Source organism: Celerinatantimonas diazotrophica (assembly GCF_004339545.1).
GTDB lineage: Bacteria > Pseudomonadota > Gammaproteobacteria > Enterobacterales > Celerinatantimonadaceae > Celerinatantimonas > Celerinatantimonas diazotrophica.
On record NZ_SMGD01000002.1, the window covers coordinates 50,445 to 77,217 of the forward strand.

Consider the following 26,773-nt stretch of genomic DNA (forward strand, 5'->3'; position numbering starts at 1 on the left):
AAGTTAGAGCGTTAGGCGGCATTCAATGCCGCTTTTTTTCGCTCTAAATAACTCTTGAGAATTGTCGCTGGCAAAGTTGCTGACGAAAATAGACATCAAAACACATGGCAATATTACGAATTAGTAATCGCCCTCGAGCCGTCACCTGAATATTCGTATCACTTAGTTCAACTAAGCCATCTGCGATCAGCGGTTCTAGCAATGGCAAATCTTCTGCAAAATAATCGCCAAAGGTCAATTGATAGCGCTCTTCAATGCTCGAAAACTGTAACGCAAAATCACACATCAATGCCTTAATAACATCGCGGCGAATAATGTCATCGCGCGTCAGTGCAAGCCCCTTACACTGAGCATGCCCTAACTCATGTACCTGCTGATAATAATCTTTAAGTACTTTCTGGTTCTGGCTATAGTCATCACCCAGCATGCTAATCGCTGAGACGCCTAATCCTAATAGGTCACATTCACCCTGCGTGGTATAACCCTGAAAATTACGATGCAATTTACCTTCACGCTGGGCAATCGCTAGAGAATCATCTGGCAGTGCAAAATGATCCATCCCGATAAACTGATAACCACTTTGCGTTAAGTCTAAAATTGTCTCGCGTAAGATGGTGAGTTTCTGCTCGGGAGATGGCAGATCTTGTTCTTTGATTTTACGCTGTGAGGCAAAATGGCTGGGCAGATGCGCGTAGTTAAATACAGACAATCGCTCTGGATTAAGCGCTTTGATCTGCTGGAGCGTATGCGAAAAGCTTTCTGGCGTTTGATGCGGTAAACCATAGATCAAATCTAAATTAATCGAGCCAAATCCAACGGCTTTCGCACGTTCCAGCAGGGCTTCGATAAAAGCTTTATCCTGAACTCGATTCACCGCTTGCTGAACTTTGGGATTAAAATCTTGGATCCCCAAACTGAGCCGATTAAATCCCATTTCAGCAAGTAAATCCATGGTTTCAAGGGTAATTTCACGCGGGTCAACTTCAATGCTAATTTCAGCATCTTTGGCCACCTGAAAATGCTCTCTTAACATTCCCATCAGACGCCGCGTCTGTGAGTCATCTAAAAATGTTGGTGTACCGCCGCCCCAATGTAACTGCGTCACCTGCCGCGAGCGCATCAGCGGTGCAACGGTAGCCATCTCACGTTCAAGCACATCCAGATAATCATCGGCTTTACTCTGGTGGCGAGTCACCAATTTATTGCAACCACAGTAATAACAAAGCTTGTGACAAAATGGTATATGAACATACAACGATAACGGCCGCTCTGGGTAGCGAGTTGCAGCCTCTTTAAATTGGCTATATCCAAACGACTCATTAAACTCAAGTGCAGTTGGATAACTGGTGTAACGCGGCCCAGCATAATTATATTTTTCAATTAGCGGCTGGTCCCAATCGACTGCAAACTGACTCATGATCATTGTGCTCCTTTGGCTGCAAAACAACTTAATTGATGGAGTTCCTCATTGATGAGATCGGCAAATAATTGTTCTTGAGCAAGACGCCAATCATCTTGCTCCCGACGTTTGGCTTTACTTAACGCCATACGATCCTGGTGGGTCGGCAGATGGCCAATCGTTTTATATAAACCAAACAGACCGGGATAAAGAGCAGGCCAATCACGGGGGTGAGGTTCTGGATAAGCCATCAATAATTGGGTGATACGAATAGCCGCCTCACTATAGTCACACTGGCCCTGAGCCGTTGCTTTCGCAATCACTTCGACACTCTCGGCGATTTTATCCTGACGCGCCAAAATAGCCTGCGTTCGTTGCTCATCTCTTGCGTGCTTCTGGCTACGAATTTGATACAGCAGATACGCCAGATAACCAACTAACGAGGCAATGATAATCAGACCCAAAACAACCCAGATGATCATCGCCGAGAGCCTTGCTCGTCATCGCTGAAATCATCCCAATCGTCACTGTCAAAGCGGTCCCACTCATCACTGCTTTGCGGCTCGTCTATCTCCTCTTCATCGGTAATTCCCAGTTCATCCATCAGTTCACTGATACGCTCTAGACGTTGCTCTAGCCACTGATTTTCAGCATCACTTAATAACTCACCATCATCGGCTCTATCTAGCAATGCGGCCAGTTTAGGATCTTGTTCGAGCTTATCGAGCTCTTCACTGAATGATAACGTAGCCACCTTGGGTTTACGAATGGGCTCGACCGGCCCTGTTTTAGCCAAGCTTCCAGGCGCAACTAACTGCACCGGCTTTTTACTTCCAACACGGCGATCGGTTGCCTGAGATTTCTGACTTGAAGAACTAGCAGCTTGCTCATTTTTAGGCTGTTGGCGAGAACCGCTTTTATGCCCTTTGCCTTTTTTAACTTTATTGGTCGGCAGCTCTCTTTCTGATTTAAAATCAGCAGTCTTTCGTGGAGCCAATAACCCGCCTTTTCGATTTTTCTTTTTATGCGCCATGTCGTCTCAACTCTCACTCATATTGCAATGTGTAAGGTAGTTATAGCTTATCACAGCTAGGGGCTGTTGACCTTTGGTGATTAGTTTTGCAGAAATCTGAGAGGGATTTAGGCAAGGCAAACGTTGTGCCGTGTAGTTATTGGCCACAAAGAACGTTTAACGCTGGATAAATTCCTCTCAGATACTGCCCTTGGGGTTCATTTAAACGCATCCTGAACTTTGTTGCCCCCTGCTTGCTTAACTCATTAAGCGGCGCAGGGCGCGCCGCGTTCAAAATGCGTTTAATTTGAACAAAATTCAACCACCAAAGGTCAACAGTCCCTAGGCAAACCTTACGGGGTGTTTAAATGGAGAGCGATTTTAACACTTGAGTTACTCACAACAAACTCCATTTATCGATTTCTGATAGCGACAAACGCTACTGGTTTGCTAAACTCTGCCCACGGCAAGCAGGTCTTGCCATCAATCCGCATAAGGCGGCTCTTTTAAAAATAAGGAGTATGAAGCGTGACAGAGGATACGCTGAACTTTAGCCAAGCTCATTTTATAACCAGCGCCCCAACGATTCGAGCAATGCCTGCCGATGAAGGCATTGAAATTGCTTTTGCCGGACGTTCCAATGCCGGTAAATCCAGCGCTCTCAATACCCTTACCCGGCAAAAAAACCTAGCACGGACCAGTAAAACACCGGGGCGAACTCAGTTAATCAACGTCTTTGAGGTTGCACCACATAAACGACTGATTGATCTACCCGGTTACGGCTTTGCCAAAGTCCCCGAGCAGATGAAAATCCAATGGCAAGAAGCTCTTTCTGAATATTTGCAACATCGCGAGAGCCTGCGGGGACTCGTCGTCTTAATGGATATTCGCCATCCACTGCGCGATCTCGACCAATATTTAATCCAGTGGGCAGTCGATTGTAATATCCCTGTTTTAGCATTGCTCACAAAGGCCGATAAACTCAAACAAGGCGCTCGTAAAAGCACCTTGTTGAAATGTCGGGAAGCCGCACTGGCATTTTGTGGTGATGTTCAAATTGAGGTTTTTTCAGCACTGAAAAAAACCGGACTTCCGGTCCTTGAGCAGACACTGAATCACTGGCTCAGTGAAGCGAACATCCCACCGACCGAGCAAGTCTGATCGACATAAAAAAACCCGCAGCAATCGAGCTGTGGGCTATAAGTAATGTTCGGACTCTAACTGAAAAACACTATCTAACTCTATTATTCTGACACTCGTTTTCAGAGATGGTTCCATCCATTTGCGTCAATTTCTAGTTTTTATTCACACGACAGAATTAATCTCTAAGTTTGTTGAAAAAACAACCGAAATTTCAGTAATTTAATTACACTTAGGTATTAATATTACAGTTTATAATGTGTCAACTTTAATGTTAGAAATATGCGACAGAAATAACTTTAAAATTTTGAGTTCTGTGACGCAGACATAAAAAAAGCCCCGGTAGATTTCTACCGGGGCAGCTATAAAGCCTATTCAACTACGTGAAATAAAAGGTCTGAAAGATAGAACATCTTACCTCTGTACCCTACGCCTTTAAATATAAGACAGAATACGTAAAAAATAAAGTGCTTTTGTAATCTATTTTCAGAATTTTAATCCAGATGCCCAGCCGTATTTATCTAGATTAAAAGATCACTCTATCATCAGTCAATCATATAATTGTACATTACAAGTTAATGGGCTTCATCCCAATTATCGCCAACTCCCGCCTCCGCAATGAGTGGAATATTCAAGCTTACCGCCTGTTCCATGATCGCCTTGAGTTTTGGCATTTGTTCAGCAACATCATCTTCGGCTACTTCAAAAATAAGTTCATCGTGCACCTGCATGAGCATGCGCACCCGCTCTTCTAAGTGCTCATTACGAATATACTCAGCCACCGCAATCATCGCCTTTTTAATGATATCAGCCGCACTGCCTTGCATTGGTGCATTAATCGCAGCACGTTCGGCAGCTGCACGGCGGGCACCATTGCGGGATTTAATTTCGCTTAAATATAAGCGCCGACCAAAAATGGTTTCAACAAAACCATCTTCGCCTGCTTGCGCCCGGGTTTGCTCCATATAACGGTGCACACCTGGATAACGTTCAAAATAAGTATCCATATAATGCTGTGCATCCTTGCGAGCGATTCCCAGCTGGCGTGACAAACCAAATGCACTCATGCCATAAATCAGCCCAAAGTTAATCGCCTTGGCACTACGCCGTTGCTCGTTTGTGACCTGCTCTAACGTCTCACCAAACACCTCAGCAGCGGTTGCGCGGTGAATATCTTTGCCTTGGGCAAAGGCATTGATTAACCCCTCATCCGATGACAGATGAGCCATAATACGCAACTCAATTTGTGAGTAATCAATAGCGACCAGCTTAAAGCCCACCTCAGCGACAAATGCTTGGCGTATTTTTCGGCCCTCTTCATTACGAATAGGAATATTCTGCAGATTGGGATCACTTGAAGACAATCGCCCGGTGGCGGTCACCGCCTGATGATAAGAGGTGTGCAGGCGATTGGTCACCGGATCGATCAGTTTCGGCAACTTATCCGTATAAGTCGATTTAAGCTTACTCAAGCCACGATATTCTAAAATCGTCGCAGGCAGTGGGTAATCCAGAGCTAACTCCTGCAGTACTTCCTCAGCTGTCGACGGTGCGCCTTTTGGTGTTTTCTTGACCACAGGCAGCTGCATTTTTTCAAACAAAATCTGCTGCAACTGCTTGGGCGACCCTAAATTGAAACTCTCGCCAGCTAGTTCATGAGCTTTACTCTCGAGCTGGTCGATTCGCTCAGCTAAACGTTGACTATGCGCATTCAGCTGGTTGGCATCAATTTTAACGCCACAGCGTTCCATATCCGATAAAATCGAAACAAGTGGCAACTCGACCTCGGTAAATAGCTCAACCAACCGCGGCGCTTCACTCAGTTGTGGCCATATCGCTTGATGCAACTGTAATGTGACATCAGCATCTTCCGCCGCATACGGATACGCTTGGTCTAAATCAACCTGATTAAAAGTCAGCTGCTTGGCACCCTTGCCCGCAACATCTTCAAATTTAATGCATTGGTGTTTGAGGTACTTAAGTGCCAAAGAATCCATGTCATGACGACCTGAAGTACTGTTGAGCACATATGACTCCAGCATCGTATCATAGGCGATTCCTTTGAGATTGATGCCAGCACGAGCTAAGACACTCTTATCATATTTAAGATTTTGCCCTACTTTTTTAAGCTCGGCGTTTTCTAACAGTGGTTTTAGTTTGCTGAGCACTTGTTCTCGTTCAAGCTGCTGAGGGGCATCCGGATAATCATGACCAATCGGTAAATAAGCGGCTTCCCCCTCTTTAACCGCAAACGATAATCCAACTAAATCCGCCTGCATATAATTAAGCGATGTTGTTTCAGTATCCACGGCAACTAGCTCGGCGTTTTTTAATTTATCACACCAATGATCTAACTGCTCTGTGGTTAAAATAAGCTCATAATCCCCAGCTTTCATGGCAACATCTGGTGAGCCCTCATTGGCCGAATTTGCCTGAGCGGATTCGGTAGGCATAATCGCCGCCGCACCTTTGTCAGCATTATCGCGCTCTTTTGCTTCTAACAGCTGCGACAACCAGCGATTAAATTCCATCTGACCAAATAGCTCAACGAGTTTATCTTGGTCAGCCGGGCGAATGGTTAAATCATCACAGCTAAGTGATAACGGCACATTCGTGCGAATCGTCGCCAATTGATAAGAAAGCGGCAACTGGTCGGCAAACGCCCGCAAATTTTCCCCGATTTTACCTTTAATCTCATCCTGGTGAGCAAGCAGTGCATCCAGCGAACCATAGGCATCCAACCATTTGACGGCCGTTTTAGGGCCACATTTGGGAACCCCGGGAATGTTATCGACGTTATCCCCCATCAGCGCTAGATAATCGATGATCTGCGCAGGTGTGACACCATATTTCTCTTTTACCTTTTCAGCATCGAGCAAAGTATTCGTCATGGTATTAACCAGCATGATCTGGTCATCTACCAATTGCGCCATATCCTTATCCCCGGTACTGATCAGCACATTACGCCCGCTCTTAGAAGCCTGCTTGGCTAAAGTTCCAATAACATCATCTGCTTCGACCCCAGGTTCAACAATCAGCGGCAACCCCATCGCCTTAATGATGGCATGCAGGGGTTCTATCTGGGTACGCAGATCATCTGGCATCGGTGGTCGATTGGCCTTGTAATCTGAAAATAAATCATGTCGAAAATTTTTGCCTTTGGCATCAAAGATCACCGCAATTTGTTCAGGATTCACCTGATTAAGCAAACTGCGCAACATATTCACGACCCCATATACGGCGCCAGTGGCTTCACCTTTGGAATTAGTCAGATGAGGTGGTGCATAATATGCGCGAAAAAGGTAGGAAGAACCGTCAATTAAAACCAGCGGATTGTCAGCAATTGTTGCCATTAGCCATTCTCTATATCAAAGCAGGATATGCACGGCATAATGCCACAGCTGAGCTAAAAGCACCAAGGTATCAATACCATGCACAACTCGGAAAACCTGTGGATAACTCTGTTACTAAAAAAAAGAAAATCCTTCCACTTTTATAGCTAAAAAGTAGAATAAATAATAAACATTCATAAAAAACAACAAGTTAAAGAAGTTAATCAACTTCTTTAAACGGGGGATAATCTAACTTCGCGTGTGGAAAAACTCATTTCATGCATCCAATGCTAAGACTCTATCCCTTATGTTTCTGGTTCTTAACTTATTACTTGCCTCAATCGGCTATAGGCAGACGAAACCAATGTACTAATATCAATTAGTACCGTTAACCAATGGACAACTTTAACCACGAGGAACATCAATATAACGAGATAAGTAACTGCATAATTCACTGGCAGCGTCGCAAAAATGCTCGCTAACCTGCAGCTCAAACCATAGCGTAGACGTCAAATTGCAATAACGCAATAGCCAAAAATGCTGCAAATGGACCGGCCAAACGAGCCAATCGGCCCCATATTCAGGAGTAACTGGCTGATCAAAAGCGTCTTTTAGCCACTGAGTAATCACTCGTTCACTCAGCACATCAAATGGCAAAAGTTCGATCGTGGCCTCATTATCACGAATAATCCAGCGGCGAAATCGCATCATCGCTCCACTTTCATCCTCAGACATCTTAACCAGAGAGATTTACCGAAAAACACAACATTGGAAAAGCACGAATTCTCATTGACTCACAAGCTTAATATCAGTGTCCCTCACAAGGGGGGGCAAATTTACTACGAAAGGCGCAATGATCCAAGCGATCTGCCAATTATTTTTTACATGATGATTAAATAGATATCGAAATATTTGATTGCCGCTGTGATTCACTCTACTTTTAGCCCAACCAAGGCCGTTACCGATGAAGCAAATGAGCACAATCAATGAACTCGAGCTGTTTCTGATCGAAATAGAAATACCCATCTTGAGGGCGAGACTGCTCAAAGATCTGGTCATCATCCAGGTTGACTAATGTAGCCCGTAACACCGACCCTGTTAAAGCATGGCTGACCACAATCACATGCGCAGGGGTTGCCGGATCATTTAACCAACTCAATAGCCGTGTTTGCACGGCACTTAACGATTCAGCCTCCGGGGCATTAAGATACCAATCACGCATACTGGAAAACTCTGGATGCTCAGCCTTAATTCCAGAAGCCACTTTTGCTTCCCACTCACCCAACGAAAATTCCATTAACCGTTCGTCAGTGCCAATCTGGCCATCCTCTCGTGACAATGCCCGCGCAATCCAGCGGGCCGTTTGTATGGTGCGCCCAAGTGGGCTGGCAACGATCGCAAATGAACTGATATGGTCACGCTGAGCTAATGAGCTTCCCACCGCTTGCGCCTGACGCTCTCCCAAAGCGGTTAAGTCAGAGTTACACTGGCCCTGCAATCGCGAGGCTGCGTTATATTCGGTTTGTCCATGACGGACGATATACAACTGTTTGGCAGGCATGATAGACAACTCTTCAAACAAAACAACAGCCAACTAGTATACCGCGAAGTGCTTATCAACTCATCTGCGCTGCGAACACCTCAGCATAGACTAAAAATTATAACCATCCACGATGTTTAAAGTACCAATAAGGCGCAAAACCAGAGAGGATCATCAGCCCGATGGCCCATGGGTAACCATAGCTCCAGTGTAGCTCAGGCATAAACTTAAAGTTCATCCCATACAAACTCGCCACCAGCGTAGGCGGCAGAAAAACGACCGAGGCAATCGAGAAAATTTTGATGATCTTGTTCTGTTCGATATTAATAAATCCTTGGGTTGAATCCATCAAGAAGTTAATTTTATCGAACAAAAAGGTGGTGTGAGACATCAACGTATCCACATCTCGCATAATCTCGCGCAACGTTTCAGCGTATTCATGCTGAGTCCGTAAGTGACGCAATAAAAAGGAGATATCGCGCTGTGTATCCATCAAACACAAGCGAATTTTCCCGTTACTATCTTCTAAACGGGCGAGTTTTTCGATCACCGTATCGAGCTCGGTTTCATGCTCTTCTAAAACCAAGTGGCTGACCCCTTCGAGCTGGCGATGCAAATCTTCTAAGGTATCCGCGTGGTTTTCCACTTTATGCTCAAGCAGTGTTACCAAAAGCTCTGCTGGTGATTCAACAGCAATCTGAGCTCGACGCGCCCGCATCCGTAACAATCGAAAATCTGCAATCTCACCTTCGCGAACCGTGATCAGACGATTCTTTTGTAAAATACAGGCAACGGTGGTCGTACGATGACGCCCTTCACTCTGACTTAAAAAAAGTGAATGCACATGAATCCCCGCCTGATCGACAAAACATCGGGCCGATGCTTCAATCTCTTCAACATCATTCGATTCTGGCAGGTCAGTACTTAACAGACTCTGCAGCTGAAGGCGCTCCTCATCATTCGGTTCGTTCATGTCAATCCAGTCGGCTTCATGTAATAACTGCAAGACATTATCTTCGGTTGATTGAATCTCGTGAATCAATCCCCCTTGAATTCTAAAGAATCTCAGCATGCATCCTCTCCAATGTACTCGATATGCAACTCCAGCAGCGCAGTAGCGCGACCTTGTTTTAATTAATAATCATGTTGATGCCAATGTTTAGATCATAAGCTATTTTTATGACATCTTTGTATTTTTAACTTAAATCCGGGAGCCGCTTTTAAGCGGACAGTGGATTATTCTGATAACGGATAATCGCGTCAAGGAAAGCTTGCCCGTATCGTTCCAATTTTTTATGGCCCACACCCGAGATATTTAATAATTCTCGTTCATTGGTTGGCAGTTGCTGCACCATCTCAATTAATGAGGCATCGTTAAACACCACAAATGGCGGCACTTCTTCTTCATCAGCCAGTTGTTTACGCAACCTTCGAAGAAGGGCAAAGAGTCGTTTGTCATAAAATGTAACGGGTTTATGCCGTTTGGACGCTACATCAAGACGAGGAACAGCCAGCTCCAGTGCTACATCACCGCGCAAAACCGCGCGTGCGGCCTGGGTCAGCTGTAACACCGACCCGCGAGTAATATTTTGAGTCAATAACCCAAGATGAATCAGTTGGCGCAAGACACTCATCCAGTGGTCATGAGAGCGATTCTTACCAATACCATGAGTTGAAAGCTGCTGGTGTCCTTGCTCGACGATTCGCTGATTTAAGCTACCTCGCAATACCTCAATCACATAACCAATCCCATAGGATTGATTAAGCCGATACACACAGGAAAGCGCTTTTTGTGCATCTTCAAGGCCATCATAACGCTGAGGTGGATCTAAGCAGACATCGCAATTACCACACGGCTCGGCATGATAATCGCCAAAGTAGTTCAGCAGCACTTGGCGCCGACAGGTTTGTGCTTCAGCAAATGCCACCATCGCATTAAATTTGTGACTTTCCACCCGACGTTGGCGCTCATCGCTAGTTTCATCGATCATCCGCCGAATACGTGCCGCATCTGACGGATCATAAAACATCACCGCTTCAGTCGGCAAACCATCTCGGCCGCCACGTCCCGTTTCCTGATAATAAGCCTCAATATTCCGCGGGATATCATAATGAATCACATAGCGAACATTGGGTTTGTCGATCCCCATGCCGAATGCAACAGTTGCCACAACGATGCTCAGTTCGTCACGCTGAAACGCTTCTTGAACTCGTTGGCGTTCAGCTAAACCTAATCGAGCATGATAGGCTGCTGCCGAGTACCCTTGCCCGGTTAATTTAGACGCTAATTCTTCGACTCTTCGCCGGCTTGTACAATAGATAATACCGCATTCATCATGGTGTGCCTTGACGAAATCTTGCAATTGTTGCCAAGGACGATATTTTTCCTGAACGGTGTAGCGGATATTAGGCCGATCAAAACTAGCCTGATACAGAAACGGATTTTGCAGCTGTAACCGCGACAAAATATCTTCTCGAGTCGTTTGATCGGCTGTAGCCGTCAGCGCAATGACCGGTAACTGACTAAAACGAGCTTTAATCTGCCCCAAGGCACTATATTCAGGACGAAAATCATGTCCCCACTGCGAAATACAATGGGCTTCATCAATCGCTAAGAGCTTCACTTGCCATGATTCAAAATTACTTAAGAAGTCACCATGTAATAATCGCTCAGGGGAGACATATAACAATTTAATTTCACGACGAATTAACTGACCAAACAGCGCCTGAGTCTGTTCCCAACTCAACGTAGAATTTAAATATGCAGCATTGACGCCATTGCGCAACAACGCATCGACCTGATCTTTCATCAGCGAGATCAGCGGTGACACCACAACAGTCAGGCCATCGAGCAACATCGCCGGCACCTGATAACAGAGCGATTTACCGCCGCCGGTTGGCATCAATACCAACGAATCCCGACCAGCTAATACTTGCTCAACAATACTCGCCTGACCCGGGCGAAAATCATGGTAACCAAATACATTTTGCAGCACTTGTTGGGCAGATTTCATGACTGATTCTTTTACTTCTTGGCGTTGCGGAACTCAACTTTCATGAGGACCATCAAGCAGATAGGAACAGGTAAATGACACGACCGAAGGGCATCACAGCTTAGATGCATATAGTTTACCTTACCAGACTAAAACCGCAATCTCCTCAGCGAGCAAAAAAGCGAGCAAAAAATAGTCGAATAGAGCCAAATCAGCAGCTATACTTATTATCTGTTCTTTAGAAAATTCCGGGAGGTCGTTATGACAATGAGTCAGACCAATGCGCGTAATCAGATTGACGCGTACATTCGGGAGCTACTAGCCTACAGTGAAGAACAGCTTGATAAATTACCACATAATCAGGCACTCAAAATCTGGTTAGAAAAGGAAATCCAAGGCTACGAAGCAGGAGATCTGTTGCCTGAATGTCGACATATCGCCTGTCAACATCAGGGATTGTTTGCTAATCAACTGGGTCAACCGGGTCGCTTAGAATTTATTCGGCCCAGCGCGCTTGCAGCTAGAGATCGCTGCCATGTTCAGTATATGGCGCTGCGATCACCACTGTGTCAATATCTGGAAGTAACTCAGGTGGTTCGCCAACCATGGCCAGAGCAATTTATCGAGCGATATAAACACGACCTTATCCCAGGGTTAGTTTGCCTGCAGGCTTGGCAAATCATTGATACTCCACCTGTAAGCCGAATGTTAGCTGGTATGCTTGAACATCTGCGTCAATTATTACTAGATGCCGGTGATGAACATTTTGACGCTTTCAATGCTTTTTTATGTGAGTTGGGTGGTCATTACCCACTGCTCAAACCCCTTTGGGAATCAAGACCCACTCATAAATTAGGGTCTCAGGTATACTGCTAGATTTTATTGCTGGCATAGTGTTTTCCTGCTAGCTTTAGTCGTTTGACTAAAAATACTTATAAAACGCCAACACTATGCCACAGCCCAACACGCAGATTCGCCAAGGCGTTCTCTATGCTCTGAGCGCTTATGGTTTATGGGGAATTGCCCCTATTTATTTTAAACAGCTCGGCGCTATTGATGCTTTTGAGATTCTCTCCCATCGAGTCATCTGGTCTTGTGTATTTATCGCTATATTACTCTTTATTACCAAAGGCTGGGGCCAAGTGCATCGAGTGCTCCAGAATCCGCGTCAGTTACTGGTATTATTTCTTACATCACTGCTCATTGGCGCCAACTGGCTAACCTACATCTGGGCCATTAATAATGATCACCTGCTGGAGGCCAGTTTAGGTTATTTTATTAATCCACTGGTGAATGTAGTGGTCGGTATGATTTTCTTGCAGGAACGTTTTCGCCGCCTGCAATGGTTTGCGGTTATTTTAGCCGCATTAGGTGTTGCCGTTGAGATCATTAAATTTGGCTCCCTACCGTGGATCGCTATTACCTTGGCTTTCACTTTTAGCTTTTATGGCCTACTGCGTAAGCAGCTCAAGCTCGGGGCCTTGAGTGGATTGTGCATCGAAACCACCGTGTTATTACCGATAGCGCTCATTTATTTAACTGGCTTTGATCATTCCACTAGCAGAAATTTACTGAACAACCCTCTCCCACTCGATCTGTTGCTGATTAGCGCCGGCATTGTCACCACCGTTCCCTTGCTCTTTTTTGCCGGAGCGGCTACTCGCCTGCGTCTATCCACCCTTGGCTTTTTTCAGTATATCGCGCCCACTTTGATGTTCCTGCTCGCGGTCATTGGCTACTCTGAACCGTTTTCAATCGATAAACTTATCACTTTTGGTTTTATTTGGGTTGCGCTAGTGATCTTTGTTATCGATGCCACATTAGAGCGCCGCCGACGGATCGGCGCGCCCTAAAAAGGGACTTACAGTGGCTGGAGTCTTGCGAACGCAACGACCAGCCATTTACTTCCAGAGTGATCAAACTGGACCTGAACTCGGCTTTGAGCGCCGCTGCCTTCATATTGTAAAATCACCCCTTCGCCAAATTTAGGATGTAAAACCCGTTGTCCAAGCGATAACCCAGTACTGTCAAAAGAGGCCGCTGTCGCCGTATCAGAAAAACGCCCTCCGCCCATGGGTTGACTCACTTGCGTCGTCAAACGGATCTCTTCTAGGCAATCTTGTGGCAGTTCGCGAATGAAACGAGAGCGGCTATGGAACGACTCTTTACCGTATAATCGGCGGCTCTCAGCATGACATAAATACAGCTTACGCATGGCTCGCGTCATTCCGACATAAGCCAGGCGGCGCTCCTCTTCGAGCCGTCCCGCTTCCTCGGCTGATTGCTGTGAAGGAAACATCCCTTCCTCCATCCCCACTAAAAAGACAATGGGAAACTCCAACCCTTTAGCACTGTGTAATGTCATTAATTGCACAGCACTCTCATCCGCCTCAGCCTGATTATCACCCGCCTCAAGAGCCGCATGAGAGAGAAAAGCAACCAAAGGGGCAAGCTCTTCGCTGTTGGCATCCGGAACAAACTGGCGGGTGGCAGTGACCAGTTCCTGTAAGTTCTCAACGCGGGCTTCGGCTTTTTCACCTTTTTCATTTTGGTACATTGCCAACAAGCCACTATTGCGGATCACATAATCACTTTGGTCGGCTAACTCCATCTGACTGGTTTGAGCCGCCAAATTATCGACCAACTGAATGAACCCTTGCAACGCGTTGGCCGCTCGACTTGTTAATAACTTCTCACTCACTGCTTGGGCTGCACCATTCCACAGGCTCACTCGTCGCTCACGGGCGACCTGACGCAACAGTTCAAGCGTGCGTTGACCAATCCCGCGGGTCGGCGTATTGACGACTCTCTCAAATGAAGCATCGTCGTGCCGATTATTCATCAAGCGCAGATATGCCAGAGCATCTTTCACTTCCTGTCGCTCGAAGAATCGCACCCCACCATAAATGCGATAGGCCAGCTGTTCCTGCATCAATGCTTCTTCAAGCACACGGGACTGAGCGTTATTGCGATACAAAATGGCGCATTCTGAAAGCGCGGCACCGTTCTGTAAGTGGTGACGAATCTTAGCCACCACAAAGCGGGCTTCATCCACCTCATTAAATGCAGCATATACCGAAATCGGATCACCATCCGCCCCTTCGGTCCAAAGGTTTTTACCCAACCGCCCCTGATTATGTGCAATCAACTCATTTGCCGAGCGCAGAATCGTGGCACTACTACGATAATTCTGCTCCAACCGAATCACGTCGACATCGGCAAAATCATTGCGGAAGTTTTGAATATTCTCGACCCGTGCACCACGCCACCCATAAATCGACTGGTCATCATCGCCAACAATCATCACCTTCGACGAAGTGCCAGCAAGTAAGCGCAGCCAAGCGTACTGAATCGCGTTGGTATCTTGAAACTCATCGACCAAAATGTGCCGAAAGCGTTTCTGATAATGTTCTAAAATGGCTTTGTTATTACGTAAAAGCTCCAAGGCGCGCAGTAATAATTCGGCAAAATCCACCAATCCAGCGCGCTCACAAGCGTCCTGATAGGTGCGATAAATCTCCACCAGTTGACGTTCAATTGGGTTGGAACTCCAATCGATATGCTCAGGTCGCAGCCCTTCATCCTTTTGGCCGTTAATAAACCACATAGCCTGTTTCGGTGGCCACTGTTTCTCATCTAAGTTCATCCCGCGAATGATACGTTTAACCAATCGATATTGATCATCCGAATCGAGGATCTGAAAATCTTCCGGTAATTTGGCATCGCGATAGTGAGCGCGTAACAAGCGATGAGCGAGGCCATGAAACGTTCCGAGCCAGATACCCTGAAAACGTGCCCCCACCAGATCGGCTACACGGTGACGCATCTCTGCCGCTGCTTTATTAGTAAACGTCACGGCCATCAGTTCATAGGGCGAAACCCCTTCAACCTGCAATAAATAGGCAATCCGATGGACCAACACCCGTGTCTTACCACTGCCGGCCCCCGCCAAAACCAACATATTTTGTGCAGGTGCAGCAACCGCCTGCCGCTGCTTCTCATTCAGACCATCAAGCAGTAATGAAATATCCATGGGAGCCTATCGAACGTTAAAACATGTATGAATAGACAGTATACCAACTCTGCTACGGGGTTGCAGTGGCATATTTTTATCAGCTGGAACCAACCCTTCATCTACCATTTCTAAAGTCCAAAAGTAACATGTAGCATATCAATAAAAAAGTTCGTGACTTTAAATATCAATAGCGCTATAAATAATAAAATAGTTTATAGCATTATAATAATTGAATAGTAAATATGATTGGATCACAACTGATTCGATTCAATCACGCTGTAGCATTGCTGGTGCTATTGTAATGAGCTATTTTTTGAGGTTATAAATGGACAACTTGAAATCATTAAAAGCACTATTCATCCACTCTGTTATGTTTTTTTTCTTATATTTTATTGCAATAAACGTTATTGAACTAATTTTAAATCATAAAACACAACCGTACTCATTGAACTCATCATTTTTAGGTTCATTGATTTTCTTTTTACTAGAAACATATAAAACGAGAAGAATAAAAAATTGAATTTAAAATTCAACCTATAAAAAATCATGAGTAAATATTTTGTCATTAGAAGAAATTTTTTATCAATTTCTATACTTATCATTTTAAATAGAAGTATGACATATATTCTATTTAGCGAAAAAATGTCTGCCTATCCAATACCATCTTTAAACGCAATTAAATTTGCAATATCTATCAGCCGTATTGGGCTAAGTGTTTTTTTCTTCGCATTAGCTTTTAGATTATCGTGCTTCTTTTATTCAGAGCACTATACACGTCGTGCGCGAGCCCGTGAAATAGGTATGATTCGTCACTCATTAGTTTATGAAAGTCAATTTGTAAAAAAGTCAAACAATCCCTCAAATCGATTCATCCATAAACAGCTCTTAAGCAAGCAATACTCAACAAGTTACTTTAGAAGTGGTCTATATCACTCCAAAAATAATCCCATATACTTCATGATCAAACATATTCATCTCGTTAGAGATATTTTCCAAAAAACATGTCAACTTTAAAACAAGCCAAGAGATCTTGGCTGTATTATTTATGGTTCTTTTATAAAATTAACTAAAGAAGGTTTACAATCATGTTCAGAACATTTTTGTGTTTTATTTTACTGATCCTCCCTGTAACAAGTTTTGCCAACCTTACGGTAGTGGGGAATAATAACATTGCAAGTAATCAGGTGAAGGCTGTGAAAGTCATGTATATGGCTCCGATAAATAATTATTATATGTCTGAATTAATCGCTGCGATTAATCAAATCAATATTCAATATAAACAGGCTCAACATATCTATCTTTATATCAACACAATGGGCGGGGATATGAATAGTGCTGTGGCGGCATATCAGACGATTAAGAGTTCCGCTATCCCGGTCACCACGATCAATTTAGCAACCATTGCATCGGCGGGAAATGTCATTTTCTGTGCAGGTTCTTCACGGCTAGGGTTTAAACATAGTCAATTTATCTTTCATCCCATCTCTTGGGCATTTAAGGACCATAACAACAACCAAACATTAACCCCTGCAGGGTTAGCCAATATAGAAGAGATGTTAGAAAATACCCAACAGATGGTCACGCCGATTTATCAAAAATGTACTAATTTCACGCCCACAGAGATTAAAAAATTCTTTTATAGTGAAAGCGAAAGACATTATATCAGTGGCAACAAAGCCATTACTCATAAGTTGATCAGCGCTTATGCTACCAAGATGCAGAAAACTCCCGTGAACTATTACATTGCTGATTAAAGTATTTATGAAACGCTATCGCAGAGCCAATCATGGCGTGAAGCAACACTAGATAAGCAGGCCTCTATGCAACACCGAGCCCATAAGCCCCTGCTTTGACCGAAGCCATCATGAAATGCGCAATCATCACGATGGCTCCAACACAACGATTGAGTTGTGCTGATCATGCCTCAAACCAGCAATGCCTCTAACTCAGCAAGGTCGGTCACACTGACATGCGGTAAATGAACAGGACAAGGAGACTGCCGGTCATTCAACCAGACACTTTGATAACCATGACAGAGCGCGCCATAGACATCGGTATGCGGATCATCACCGACATGAGCAATCTGCTCTGGCGGCAACGACAAGGCTTCGGCGGTGGCTTGAAATAGATCAGGATAAGGCTTTTGACGATATTCGCCACCGGCATAATAGATATGGGTAAAATACTCGGCAATCCCAATGCGCTGAATGTCTACATTTCCATTGGTCATCGCCACCAGCGGATAACGTTGGGCCAATTTGGCCAACAATTGATGGCTACGTTCGGGCACACTAAAATCAGAGCGAACAGCAATAAAGGCTTCCATCAGCTCATTAGCGCGTTCCTTAGCATGTGCGACACCTTGCGTTTTTAAGCCCAGCGATAACCAAGCTCGGCGACACTCCGTCACATCATGAATCAGCATCGGATCGTGTTGGAGAACCTTATTCTTATAGATTGTCCAATTGATCCGCTGGCCTAATTCATCCGCTAATGTATCTTCCATCCAGACATTGGCTCGTTTGATCACCGGATGATTGTCATAGAGGGTATCATCCAAGTCAAAACTCAGCGCAACGGGGCGAGACCAACGACGATAAAACTGCATCTATTTTTTACTCCGTTTAGCGCGAGGATGAGCGGCATCATAAACCTTCGCCAGATGCTGAAAGTCTAGATGAGTATATACCTGAGTAGTAGACAGATTGGCATGCCCCAATAACTCTTGCACGACCCGTAAATCACCACTGCCCTCTAGCATATGGGTGGCAAACGAATGGCGCAATTTATGAGGATGGACATGGTTACCAATATGCTGTCGTTTCGCCCAGACATTTAACCGCTGTTGTACCGCGCGAGTCGTCATGCGCCGCTGGCGCATACTAACAAACAACGCTGGCTCTCCCACCGGGCAGATCTGACCACGAACTTTGAGCCATTTTTCAAGGGCTTGAACCGCTTTCGAGCCAAAAGGAACTAATCGTTGTTTACGCCCTTTACCCAATACCAGCAATTCTCGACGTTTTAGGTCAACATCATTAATATTCAGCCCCACGAGCTCGGCCAAACGTAATCCGGAAGCATAAAACAACTCCATAATGGCACGATCCCGCAGCCCTAATAACGAGTGATCATCAATATTAAGCAGTTGTTCTAATGCATCCACATCGAGATTTTTAGGCAATGGCCGTGCCTGCTTAGGCGCACTGAGCGAACGAGCCGGATTGACATCGATGATCCCCTGCTCCAGCATAAACTGATAAAAACTACGCAGTGCAGACAGTTTATTGGCAATCGAGCTGGCACTCAGGTTTTGCCGGTTCATACGCATCGCCATCTGCCGCAGGTCATTTAGACTAACCTTTGTCCAATCACCAATATCCATCTGCTGCAAAATCGCGCCTTGCTGGTTGAGGCTACGCTGATAGCCATCCAGAGTCGCCTCGCTATAGCGTCGCTCACTAGCAATATAGCGCAAGAAGCGATCAACCATTTTTTGCATTGATTCACTGAGCATCACAACCAACCAGTGTCGGTAATAACGTAGCAATCACCTCGCACAACTGTCCCAGCAACAACCCGTCCATGCCCGCCACATAATGATCTGCCTCATCGCTGGCGGCGGCTAGTACGCCCAACCGAGCCCTTTCACCAAGCGGCATAATGGCGACGGATTGCACCTGCTCTGGAGATGCAAATAGTAGCTGTAACTCCCCTCGCGTCAACCGCCCAAAATAGTGTCCCTCGTGGGACAATCGCGTGACCCACAAGTTTTCCATATGCTCGGCAGATAAACTAAATGATTCAAGCGGTTCACCAAGACTCAAATGCGCTTGGTTCAAGCGCAACGACAGTTGACTCAGTCCCAGCTGTTCAACCATCGCACTCTGTAATTTATCCTGTAGGGATGCAAAGTCAGGGCAATGTAACAATTGCGGTAACAAGTCGACATAGACCCTGAAGATCCGTTCATTTTGGCTAGCAACCCCTAATAGGTCGGAAATTTCCGTCTCTAATACGGCAATTTTGTCACGCATTCTCTCCAGCGAGAGTTCAACCAATGAAACGCTGCCACGTTGATGATGAGGAATTCTAAGCCGATCTGCCAGATATGGAAAACGGGTAAAAAAGTCCGGGTTCTGCTGCAAATATTCAGCAACCAGTTCATCATCAAGTAGTAATTGCTCCAGATTGACTTGACTCATAGATTAATCTGTCCATCAAAAACATGTTCCGCAGGCCCAGTCATTTTAACGCAGTGTCCTTCTCCGTCCCACTGGATAAGCAGACGCCCCCCTGGCAACTCTACTTCAACTTTGCTTGCCAATTTCCCTTGCAGTTGCCCCACGACTGCCGCAGCGCAGGCACCAGTACCACAAGCGAGCGTTTCGCCAACGCCACGCTCAAAGACTCGCAGTTTAATCTGCTCCTGATTCAAGATCTGCATAAAACCAATATTAGCACGTTGCGGGAAGCGTTCGTGATTCTCCAAAAGCGGGCCAATGCTCTGCACATCCGCTCCTTGAACATCATCCACTTCGACCACACAATGAGGATTGCCCATTGATACCACGCCACAAAAAAAGGTCTGATCCGCTTCGCGCAGCAAGTAGGTTTTTTCCACTTTATTCGCCCGAAACGGGACTTTACCCGGCTCCAAGATTGGAATCCCCATATTCACCGTCACACGCTCATCATTTTCGATGTGCAACATAATTTTGCCACTGCGAGTACTGACAGCGATATGCTTTTTGTTGGTTAGCCCTTTAAGGCGTACAAACCGGGCAAAACAACGGGCCCCATTGCCGCACTGTTCCACTTCACTGCCATCGGCGTTAAATATCCGATAGTGAAAATCCAGTTCGGGATCATAAGGCGGTTCAACGATCAGTAACTGATCAAACCCCACCCCAAAATTACGATCAGCTAAGCGGGCAATCATGTCATTGGAGAAAAAAGCGTTCTGAGTAACGTTATCCACCACCATAAAATCATTACCAAGACCATGCATCTTGGAAAAATTAATCAGCATTGATCCCCCTTATGATGGCAGCAGATGTTCGCCCAACCACAAGCTTGGGCGAGTTTCACGTTCTCGAACGACATAGGCTTGCTCACCATCAACCAAAATCTCAGCCGCCCTAGGTCGCGAGTTATAATTTGAGCTCATCACAAAACCATAGGCTCCTGCTGAGCGAACTGCCAGTATATCATGGGCCTGAATGGCTAATTTGCGTGATTTACCTAGAAAATCGCCGGTTTCGCAGACCGGTCCTACGACATCATATTCGCGCTCTGGAGCCTGCTGATTTTGCTGCACTGGCACGATATTCTGCCAAGCACCATAAAGAGCCGGACGAATCAGATCGTTCATCGCCGCATCGACCAAGGCAAAGTTTTTATCTTGCCCTAATTTCAGGTATTCCACCTTGGTCAATAAAACCCCCGCATTGGCCATGATTGCCCGTCCCGGTTCAAACAATAAAGTAATATTGCGAGACCCAAGACGCTCATGCAGCACCTTGGCATATTCTGAGGGTGCCGGTGGGACTTCATCGTGATAGGTAACACCCAGGCCCCCCCCCACATCAAGGTGAGCGATCGAAATGCCAACGTCGGCCAGCTGGTCAATTAACAACAACAGTTTATCAACAGCTTCAATAAAAGGCGCCAGTTCCGTCAATTGCGAACCAATATGGCAATCCACGCCATGGATTTCGATCCCCGGTAAACTCGCCGCTGTTTGATAAACGCTCAGCGCCTGTTCATAGGCGATGCCAAATTTATTTTCTTTAAGGCCGGTTGAGATATAAGGATGGGTTTTAGCATCAATATCAGGATTAATTCGCAGCGAAATAGGGGCTATCTGACCACGCGCAGTTGCCACTTCACTGATACGTTCTAATTCGCTCTGCGATTCGACATTAAAGCAAAAAATGCCGGCATCCAACGCTTGGGCAATTTCATCGGCCGTTTTCCCGACCCCAGAGAACACCACTTTGCTCGGATCCCCCCCCGCTTCTATGACCCTTGCCAACTCACCGCCAGAGACGATGTCAAACCCTGAGCCTAATCGCGCCAACAGGTTTAACACCCCTAAATTCGAATTGGCCTTGACCGCATAACAGATCAGATGTTCTCGTTCGCCAGCAGCGACATTAAACGCTTGCCAATGACGCTCAATCGTGGCTCGCGAATATACGTATAAAGGTGTTCCATGTTCTTTAGCAAGGCTCGCCAGAGAAACTTGCTCAGCACACAAAGTACCGTCCTGATAATTAAAGTAATCCAAAAGTCATCCCTCTTGAACGATTGACGCTAGTTATTCGTTTGCAGGTTGTGTCGTCGTATTCTGACTCACACTAGATTTAGCCGAAGGATGCGGTGAATACAGTGGTCCTTTCTGTCCACAACCAGCTAATCCGATCAATAAGCTGGCAATCAATATAATACGAGTTACCATAATATAAGTTTAATCCTGTAAGAAATCCCTTTATCATCGCATCCAAGGCGAGAAAAGCAATAGGATAACTAACATGACAGACAGTGAATTTCACCAATTAGCCGATGATTTTTTCGAGCGCATGGAACAAGCACTGGATGAACATCCGGGCGACATCGATTATGAAGGCGAAGGCGGGCTGTTAAAGCTACTATTTGAGAACGGCTCACACATGGTCATCAACAAGCAGGAACCCTTGCATCAAATCTGGGTAGCCACTAAATCTGATGGCCACCATTTTGAATACCAAGATAACCACTGGGTCGATAATCGTGGTGGTGGTGAGCTCAATGAATTTATCGTCAAGGCTATTGAGCAACAAAGTGGGGAAAGGCTAATACTTAGCTAATCGATTAAGCTTGAATCTGTTGCGCCGGATCTTGCGGCACTGGACTTCGATAAGGACGGACCATCATCGCGCCGTCCTGTTCGACAATGTCATAAAACTGCGGCAGATTAAAATCAATCGGAGCGGCTGTATTACTAAACTGATCGCGACTCGAAGTATAAAACCGATTGATCCCTTGTACTAACTCATCTTTAGAGCCATCGAACTGCTGATACACCTCAACCCGATTTTGTTCATCGACAATATAGATATTTAAATCACTACCAAGCTGCTCAAAGAAATACTGCACCAAGCCTTCGCTGGCTTGAGCGTTAACAATCGAAGGAATCGTCACTGCCTTATCCGCATCCAGACGCAACAACATCGACTCGAGTTTACTGCTCGAATGCTCGGTATAGAAATCGATACTGTTATCCAACGGTTTCACCGATACGCCACGCTCTTCGAAAAAGAGCCCGTATTTATGTTGGCCAAGTACCAATGTTTTTATTTTACGCCGCGCATCCGAGGCAGCTAAACGATAACTGACACACTCAACGAGTAATTTACGGTAGTTGGTCACAATCACTGAGCGGAAATGGTTGCTGTAACAAAACACATCAATATGCTCAGGAGGATTGGCATTGCGATGCATTTTGCTCAAAATGGTCACCAGCGAATCGGTCACCGCTTGCTCTGAGCTAAAATGCAGCGTTCTAACCTCATGCCAAGAATTGCGGTATACCAGATCAATAGAACCAATCAAGCATTCTGCGGGATCCCCAAAAGCAAAAATATCAGGCTCGGCGGCATCAAACTCGATCACTTTTCCGGCCCAGTTGGCCGTTGGGTCAGACTCTAAGTTGAGGAAAATCCCTAAATGACTAATTTCACACGGCCGCGTCAACGCCAAATTCGAAGCGGGCGGGACTTTAACCGGAAAGGCATGCCGGAGATCATCGGTAAATTCTTTTAATTTACTTTTATCCAGATCGCCTGCCTTAACTTTGACATGCAAGCGAGTATCGTTCACCAGCAGTTGATTGAAATATCCCCACGCGACTAATTTGCTAATATACGCGGAGTGCTCCAGCACTTTCTCACCGACCATCATTCGACTTTGCAAAGGCTGACGATACAAATACCACCCTGTTGCATTCGCACTGCCATTGGCCACTTGCACAAAAGAGAGATCGGCCTCAGCCAGCTCGGGGGAAATTTGCGGGTTAATCTGAGTGACTTTACCCGGCAAACTTTCAAAAGCAGCGTATAGTTTACGCGATAAAATACCAATATCTTCTGCGTTAATCGACTCGCTAATGTCATTTAAGCGAGCAAAATGAATCAGGTTTCGATAGCTGAGCATCAAGGCATCCAACAACTCCGAATAAGCCGCTTTGACCTCAACAACGCCCCAGCGCTGACGGGTATTCAGATAACGCAAGCGCTCATCATCCCAATTCCAATCACGCACCAACTGTTTCATCACCTGTCGCGGCCAATCATGATGGCCAAGCAAGTTTGGTAAACTGAAACGCTCGTTGTTTTTCAAATAAAAACAGCGCCGCACTAAATCCAACCGCTTGTAATCGCGAATGCGTTGCAAATATGCAGTCACCCGCTCGAGCATCATAAAATAGGCATCAATACGATAATCGAAGACATCACTGTGCTGAAAACGAGATTTCGTTTCGCAAGCCAACAACCGGGTATTAGGATAATCAGCCGAATACGACTCCATTAACACCAGTTTTAACACCGCTTTATAGGGAGAATCGATCCCTTTATAAAGCTGCCACAACGCAGAACCAAAATATTCTTCGGCTGGGATTTTATCCAGCCCACCTAAATCCAGCCAGTGTTCGTTATCAAAAACACCGTTGTCACGCTGCTGGGCGACAAACGCATCATAACTAATCGGCAAATCAGCGGGCACCGCATACCAAACCAGATGTTTCCCCGCGATGCGTAAACAAGTGCGATAAAATTCATCCAGTAATAGTAAATGTTGAGCACTGCCGCAATTATCAGCTGACAATTCACTAATGGCACCAGATTTAAACTGGTTTTCTTCGACCAGAAAAAAGTTCAGTTCGACCTGACGAGCCGCCGCCCACTCACTAATGGCACTGCATTTGGTCTGCAAAAGAGCGCGTTGCGCGATATTCAGCTCACTGCCATGACACACCCATATATCTAGATCGCTGTCGCTAGATTGACCCATCGACGCGGTACTGCCCATGCTATACAACCCCCAAATTTGTCGGGATTGCGGCTCTTCGGCATTACAGCCAAAATGTTTTTGCAGCATGATCTGATGGCGGGAACTACTCCGGTATAAACTGACACCACAAGGCGTTTCATCACCGACAAATCCAGGCATAGAAGGATGGTTAAAATGCAGCAACAGCGGGATCAGTTCAAATGTCTGACGGGCATTTGAACTCATACTTTGGACAGCAAAAGCTCGTCGCCAGTTACTATACTCAGTGGCCCGAGCTAAATATTTTTCGATATGTTGTTGCAAAACTGGACCTAAAGATTATTAAATGACCACGCTCAGAAATCCCGGTAGTAGAATAGGTGAATCACAATCACAGTGTGACGATGTTAACAGTTTATCTAATATTGGTAAATAAAACTGATGAAAAAACCACCACTAAAATGATGGATATCAATTCTCCCCATGAACTCATATAGATAGGGCATACAAGCAACGCGTCTTGATTACAGATGTTTTTATTTAAGCATGTTATGATGAAATGACTTTTGGCCTGCAAAAGTCAGCTATCGCGGCAACTACAATAATCCGTTACGGTATTTTTTCAAAAAATCGTTCAACCAGAGAGGACTTTCATCGTGTTTACGATTCGAATTGCTACGCGTCAAAGTGCATTGGCCCTTTGGCAAGCCCAATATGTTAAAGATGCGTTGCTTGCCCATCATGACGATATCCAGGTCGAATTTGTTCCGATCACGACACGTGGCGATAAGTTACTCGATACACCTCTGGCAAAAATTGGTGGTAAAGGCTTGTTTGTTAAAGAGTTGGAAGTGGCTATGCTCGAAGAGCGAGCCGATATTGCCGTACATTCCATGAAAGATGTACCAATGGCTTTTCCTGACGGACTTGCTTTGACGACTATCTGCCAACGAGGGAACCCATTTGACGCCTTGGTTAGCCACGACTTCAAATCACTTGCCCAATTGCCACAAGGGGCAATCGTCGGTACTTCTAGTTTGCGTCGGCAGAGCCAGCTCAAAGCATTTCGCCCCGATCTTGAAATAAAAACTCTCCGTGGCAATGTCGGGACTCGCCTTGGGAAATTGGATGCGGGAGAGTACAACGCTATTATTCTAGCCTGCGCGGGCCTTGAACGGCTAAAATTACAAGAGCGCATTACCTGTGTACTTGATGATAAACAGATGTTGCCCGCCTGTGGACAAGGGGCGGTCGGCATTGAATGTCGTAGTGATGATAGCCAACTGCACCAGTATCTGGCACCGTTGGCAGATGCCGATACCCATGATCAGGTACTGGCTGAACGAGCCATGAATACCCGCCTCAACGGTGGCTGTCAGGTTCCTATCGGTGGTTACGCGAGCATTGATGAACACAACCATTTAACGCTCAAAGGGCTGGTAGGAACGACCGATGGCAAAACCCTCATCCAAGGCGAAGTGCGTGGCCCAAGAGAAAATTATCAACAACTAGGTGAGCAACTAGCCGAAGAGTTATTAAACCGAGGCGCTCGCCAAATATTACAGGAACTTGGTGGTGATCCCGTTTAACATTCATCTGTTATTGACTCGCCCTCAACCAGCGTGTTCTCAAGATTGCCAACGGCTTCAATCACTTGGCTTTGATGCCAAGGCGGCCCCGCTCCTTGCATTTGAAGCCATGCCAACGTTAACGGGCGCCGCGTTGGACGATTATTTAGCAGGTTTTGATATCATCATCGCCCTCAGTCCACGCGTTTTTACATTTTTAACACCAACGCATTGGCCCAATAGCCGATATATCGCCATTGGCCAGAAAACCGCTAAAACTTGGCAAGCCTGCAATCTCAATGTCACGTGTCCAGAGCACGCCAATAGTGAAAGCCTCTTGGATATGCTGCAAAACCAAGCACCACCAACCGCGCGCATTCTTATTTTACGCGGAGAAACTTCGCGGAACTGGCTACCTGGACAGCTAACAGCCATTGGATTTCAGGTCAATGAATTGTGCTGTTATCGGCAAATTCCTCAGTCGATCACAGCAGTACAATTTCACCACTGGCAAACTACTAATATAAACTTCATTGTCTGCACCAGTGCATTGCAGGTCAGCACACTTATTCAACAAGCCCATTTAGCAACCATGCAAGACTGGCTCAGTGAATGTACTCTCATTGTCCCCAGCAAAAGAATTATACAAATGATCGATTTTCCGTTTCGCCATGTGTATAACTGTGGAGGGGCCCATGTTGATGCGCTTATCGATACTCTCAGATCTATTGTTTAAGGAAC

General features: G+C 45.6%; 23 protein-coding genes. 7 read left to right on the forward strand and 16 right to left on the reverse strand.

The window, feature by feature from the left end:
* Window positions 1–43: 43 nt before the first annotated feature.
* Genes hemN through yihI form a run of 3 tightly spaced genes read right to left on the reverse strand, consistent with a single transcriptional unit; the run spans window position 44 to window position 2,432 of the window.
* On the reverse strand, window positions 44–1,417 hold the full coding sequence (gene hemN, locus EV690_RS00945; protein WP_131911071.1) for an oxygen-independent coproporphyrinogen III oxidase: 1,374 nt from the start codon (window positions 1,415–1,417) through the stop codon (window positions 44–46).
* Between the two features lie 2 nt (window positions 1,418–1,419).
* A complete protein-coding gene (locus tag EV690_RS00950; RefSeq protein ID WP_131911072.1) occupies window positions 1,420–1,881 on the reverse strand; it encodes a DUF2489 domain-containing protein in 462 nt (153 codons plus the stop codon).
* Window positions 1,878–2,432: a Der GTPase-activating protein YihI gene (gene yihI, locus EV690_RS00955; RefSeq protein WP_131911073.1), complete on the reverse strand. Its 555-nt coding sequence runs from the start codon at window positions 2,430–2,432 to the stop codon at window positions 1,878–1,880. The genes EV690_RS00950 and yihI overlap by 4 nt, the downstream gene beginning before the upstream one ends.
* Window positions 2,433–2,939: 507 nt before the next feature.
* On the opposite strand from yihI, the gene yihA reads away from it, so the two are divergent.
* Window positions 2,940–3,572, forward strand: coding sequence for a ribosome biogenesis GTP-binding protein YihA/YsxC (gene yihA, locus EV690_RS00960; protein ID WP_131911074.1), 633 nt, complete (start codon window positions 2,940–2,942; stop codon window positions 3,570–3,572).
* Between the two features lie 554 nt (window positions 3,573–4,126).
* Here yihA and polA read toward each other — a convergent pair.
* From polA to recQ, 5 genes are all read right to left on the reverse strand, one after another.
* On the reverse strand, window positions 4,127–6,904 hold the full coding sequence (gene polA / locus EV690_RS00965) for a DNA polymerase I (protein WP_131911075.1): 2,778 nt from the start codon (window positions 6,902–6,904) through the stop codon (window positions 4,127–4,129).
* 384 nt (window positions 6,905–7,288) lie between these two features.
* The gene (locus tag EV690_RS00970) at window positions 7,289–7,594 is read right to left on the reverse strand and encodes a hypothetical protein (RefSeq protein WP_131911076.1); all 306 of its coding nucleotides are present in this window, start codon (window positions 7,592–7,594) and stop codon (window positions 7,289–7,291) included.
* Between the two features lie 247 nt (window positions 7,595–7,841).
* Window positions 7,842–8,444: a histidine phosphatase family protein gene (locus EV690_RS00975; RefSeq protein ID WP_131911077.1), complete on the reverse strand. Its 603-nt coding sequence runs from the start codon at window positions 8,442–8,444 to the stop codon at window positions 7,842–7,844.
* Between the two features lie 97 nt (window positions 8,445–8,541).
* Complete coding sequence (corA, locus tag EV690_RS00980; protein WP_131911078.1) at window positions 8,542–9,495, reverse strand: magnesium/cobalt transporter CorA; 954 nt, start codon at window positions 9,493–9,495, stop codon at window positions 8,542–8,544.
* A 148-nt stretch (window positions 9,496–9,643) separates the two neighbouring features.
* A complete protein-coding gene (recQ, locus tag EV690_RS00985) occupies window positions 9,644–11,437 on the reverse strand; it encodes a DNA helicase RecQ (RefSeq protein WP_131911079.1) in 1,794 nt (597 codons plus the stop codon).
* Between the two features lie 240 nt (window positions 11,438–11,677).
* Between recQ and EV690_RS00990 the strand changes: the two genes are divergently transcribed.
* Both EV690_RS00990 and rarD read left to right on the forward strand, forming a co-directional pair.
* Window positions 11,678–12,292 carry a hypothetical protein gene (locus EV690_RS00990; protein ID WP_131911080.1) on the forward strand — a complete coding sequence of 205 codons (615 nt, stop codon included), beginning with the start codon at window positions 11,678–11,680 and terminating at the stop codon, window positions 12,290–12,292.
* Between the two features lie 74 nt (window positions 12,293–12,366).
* The gene (gene rarD / locus EV690_RS00995) at window positions 12,367–13,269 is read left to right on the forward strand and encodes an EamA family transporter RarD (protein WP_131911081.1); all 903 of its coding nucleotides are present in this window, start codon (window positions 12,367–12,369) and stop codon (window positions 13,267–13,269) included.
* Between the two features lie 8 nt (window positions 13,270–13,277).
* Here the strand turns inward: rarD and uvrD are convergent, their stop codons facing one another.
* Window positions 13,278–15,449 carry a DNA helicase II gene (uvrD, locus tag EV690_RS01000; protein ID WP_131911082.1) on the reverse strand — a complete coding sequence of 724 codons (2,172 nt, stop codon included), beginning with the start codon at window positions 15,447–15,449 and terminating at the stop codon, window positions 13,278–13,280.
* Window positions 15,450–16,516: 1,067 nt separating this feature from the next.
* Between uvrD and EV690_RS01005 the strand changes: the two genes are divergently transcribed.
* Entirely contained in the window at window positions 16,517–17,185 is a 669-nt protein-coding gene (locus EV690_RS01005) for an ATP-dependent Clp protease proteolytic subunit (RefSeq protein ID WP_131911083.1), read from the forward strand.
* 170 nt (window positions 17,186–17,355) lie between these two features.
* Here the strand turns inward: EV690_RS01005 and EV690_RS01010 are convergent, their stop codons facing one another.
* The 6 genes from EV690_RS01010 to lptM are packed head-to-tail and all read right to left on the reverse strand — an operon-like array spanning window position 17,356 to window position 21,894.
* Window positions 17,356–18,039: an HAD-IA family hydrolase gene (locus EV690_RS01010; protein WP_131911084.1), complete on the reverse strand. Its 684-nt coding sequence runs from the start codon at window positions 18,037–18,039 to the stop codon at window positions 17,356–17,358.
* Window positions 18,040–18,948 carry a tyrosine recombinase XerC gene (gene xerC / locus EV690_RS01015; protein ID WP_131911085.1) on the reverse strand — a complete coding sequence of 303 codons (909 nt, stop codon included), beginning with the start codon at window positions 18,946–18,948 and terminating at the stop codon, window positions 18,040–18,042. It lies immediately after the preceding gene.
* Window positions 18,938–19,636 carry a DUF484 family protein gene (locus tag EV690_RS01020; protein ID WP_131911086.1) on the reverse strand — a complete coding sequence of 233 codons (699 nt, stop codon included), beginning with the start codon at window positions 19,634–19,636 and terminating at the stop codon, window positions 18,938–18,940. Before EV690_RS01020 ends, xerC begins: the two co-directional genes overlap by 11 nt.
* Complete coding sequence (gene dapF, locus EV690_RS01025; protein WP_131911087.1) at window positions 19,633–20,463, reverse strand: diaminopimelate epimerase; 831 nt, start codon at window positions 20,461–20,463, stop codon at window positions 19,633–19,635. The genes EV690_RS01020 and dapF overlap by 4 nt, the downstream gene beginning before the upstream one ends.
* 9 nt (window positions 20,464–20,472) lie before the next feature.
* Window positions 20,473–21,723, reverse strand: coding sequence for a diaminopimelate decarboxylase (gene lysA / locus EV690_RS01030; RefSeq protein WP_131911088.1), 1,251 nt, complete (start codon window positions 21,721–21,723; stop codon window positions 20,473–20,475).
* A 30-nt stretch (window positions 21,724–21,753) separates the two neighbouring features.
* A complete protein-coding gene (gene lptM, locus EV690_RS01035) occupies window positions 21,754–21,894 on the reverse strand; it encodes an LPS translocon maturation chaperone LptM (protein ID WP_131911089.1) in 141 nt (46 codons plus the stop codon).
* Window positions 21,895–21,967: 73 nt separating this feature from the next.
* Here lptM and cyaY point away from each other — a divergent pair, with 73 nt between their 5' ends.
* Entirely contained in the window at window positions 21,968–22,282 is a 315-nt protein-coding gene (gene cyaY / locus EV690_RS01040) for an iron donor protein CyaY (protein WP_131911090.1), read from the forward strand.
* Window positions 22,283–22,286: 4 nt separating this feature from the next.
* Here cyaY and EV690_RS01045 read toward each other — a convergent pair whose 3' ends face one another.
* Window positions 22,287–24,788 (reverse strand): class I adenylate cyclase, encoded by a 2,502-nt coding sequence (locus EV690_RS01045; protein ID WP_131911091.1) that lies wholly within the window; start codon window positions 24,786–24,788, stop codon window positions 22,287–22,289.
* A 332-nt stretch (window positions 24,789–25,120) separates the two neighbouring features.
* Between EV690_RS01045 and hemC the strand changes: the two genes are divergently transcribed.
* On the forward strand, window positions 25,121–26,053 hold the full coding sequence (gene hemC, locus EV690_RS01050) for a hydroxymethylbilane synthase (protein ID WP_224054949.1): 933 nt from the start codon (window positions 25,121–25,123) through the stop codon (window positions 26,051–26,053).
* Complete coding sequence (locus tag EV690_RS01055; protein WP_165872621.1) at window positions 26,040–26,768, forward strand: uroporphyrinogen-III synthase; 729 nt, start codon at window positions 26,040–26,042, stop codon at window positions 26,766–26,768. The genes hemC and EV690_RS01055 overlap by 14 nt, the downstream gene beginning before the upstream one ends.
* The last annotated feature ends 5 nt before the right edge of the window (window positions 26,769–26,773 follow it).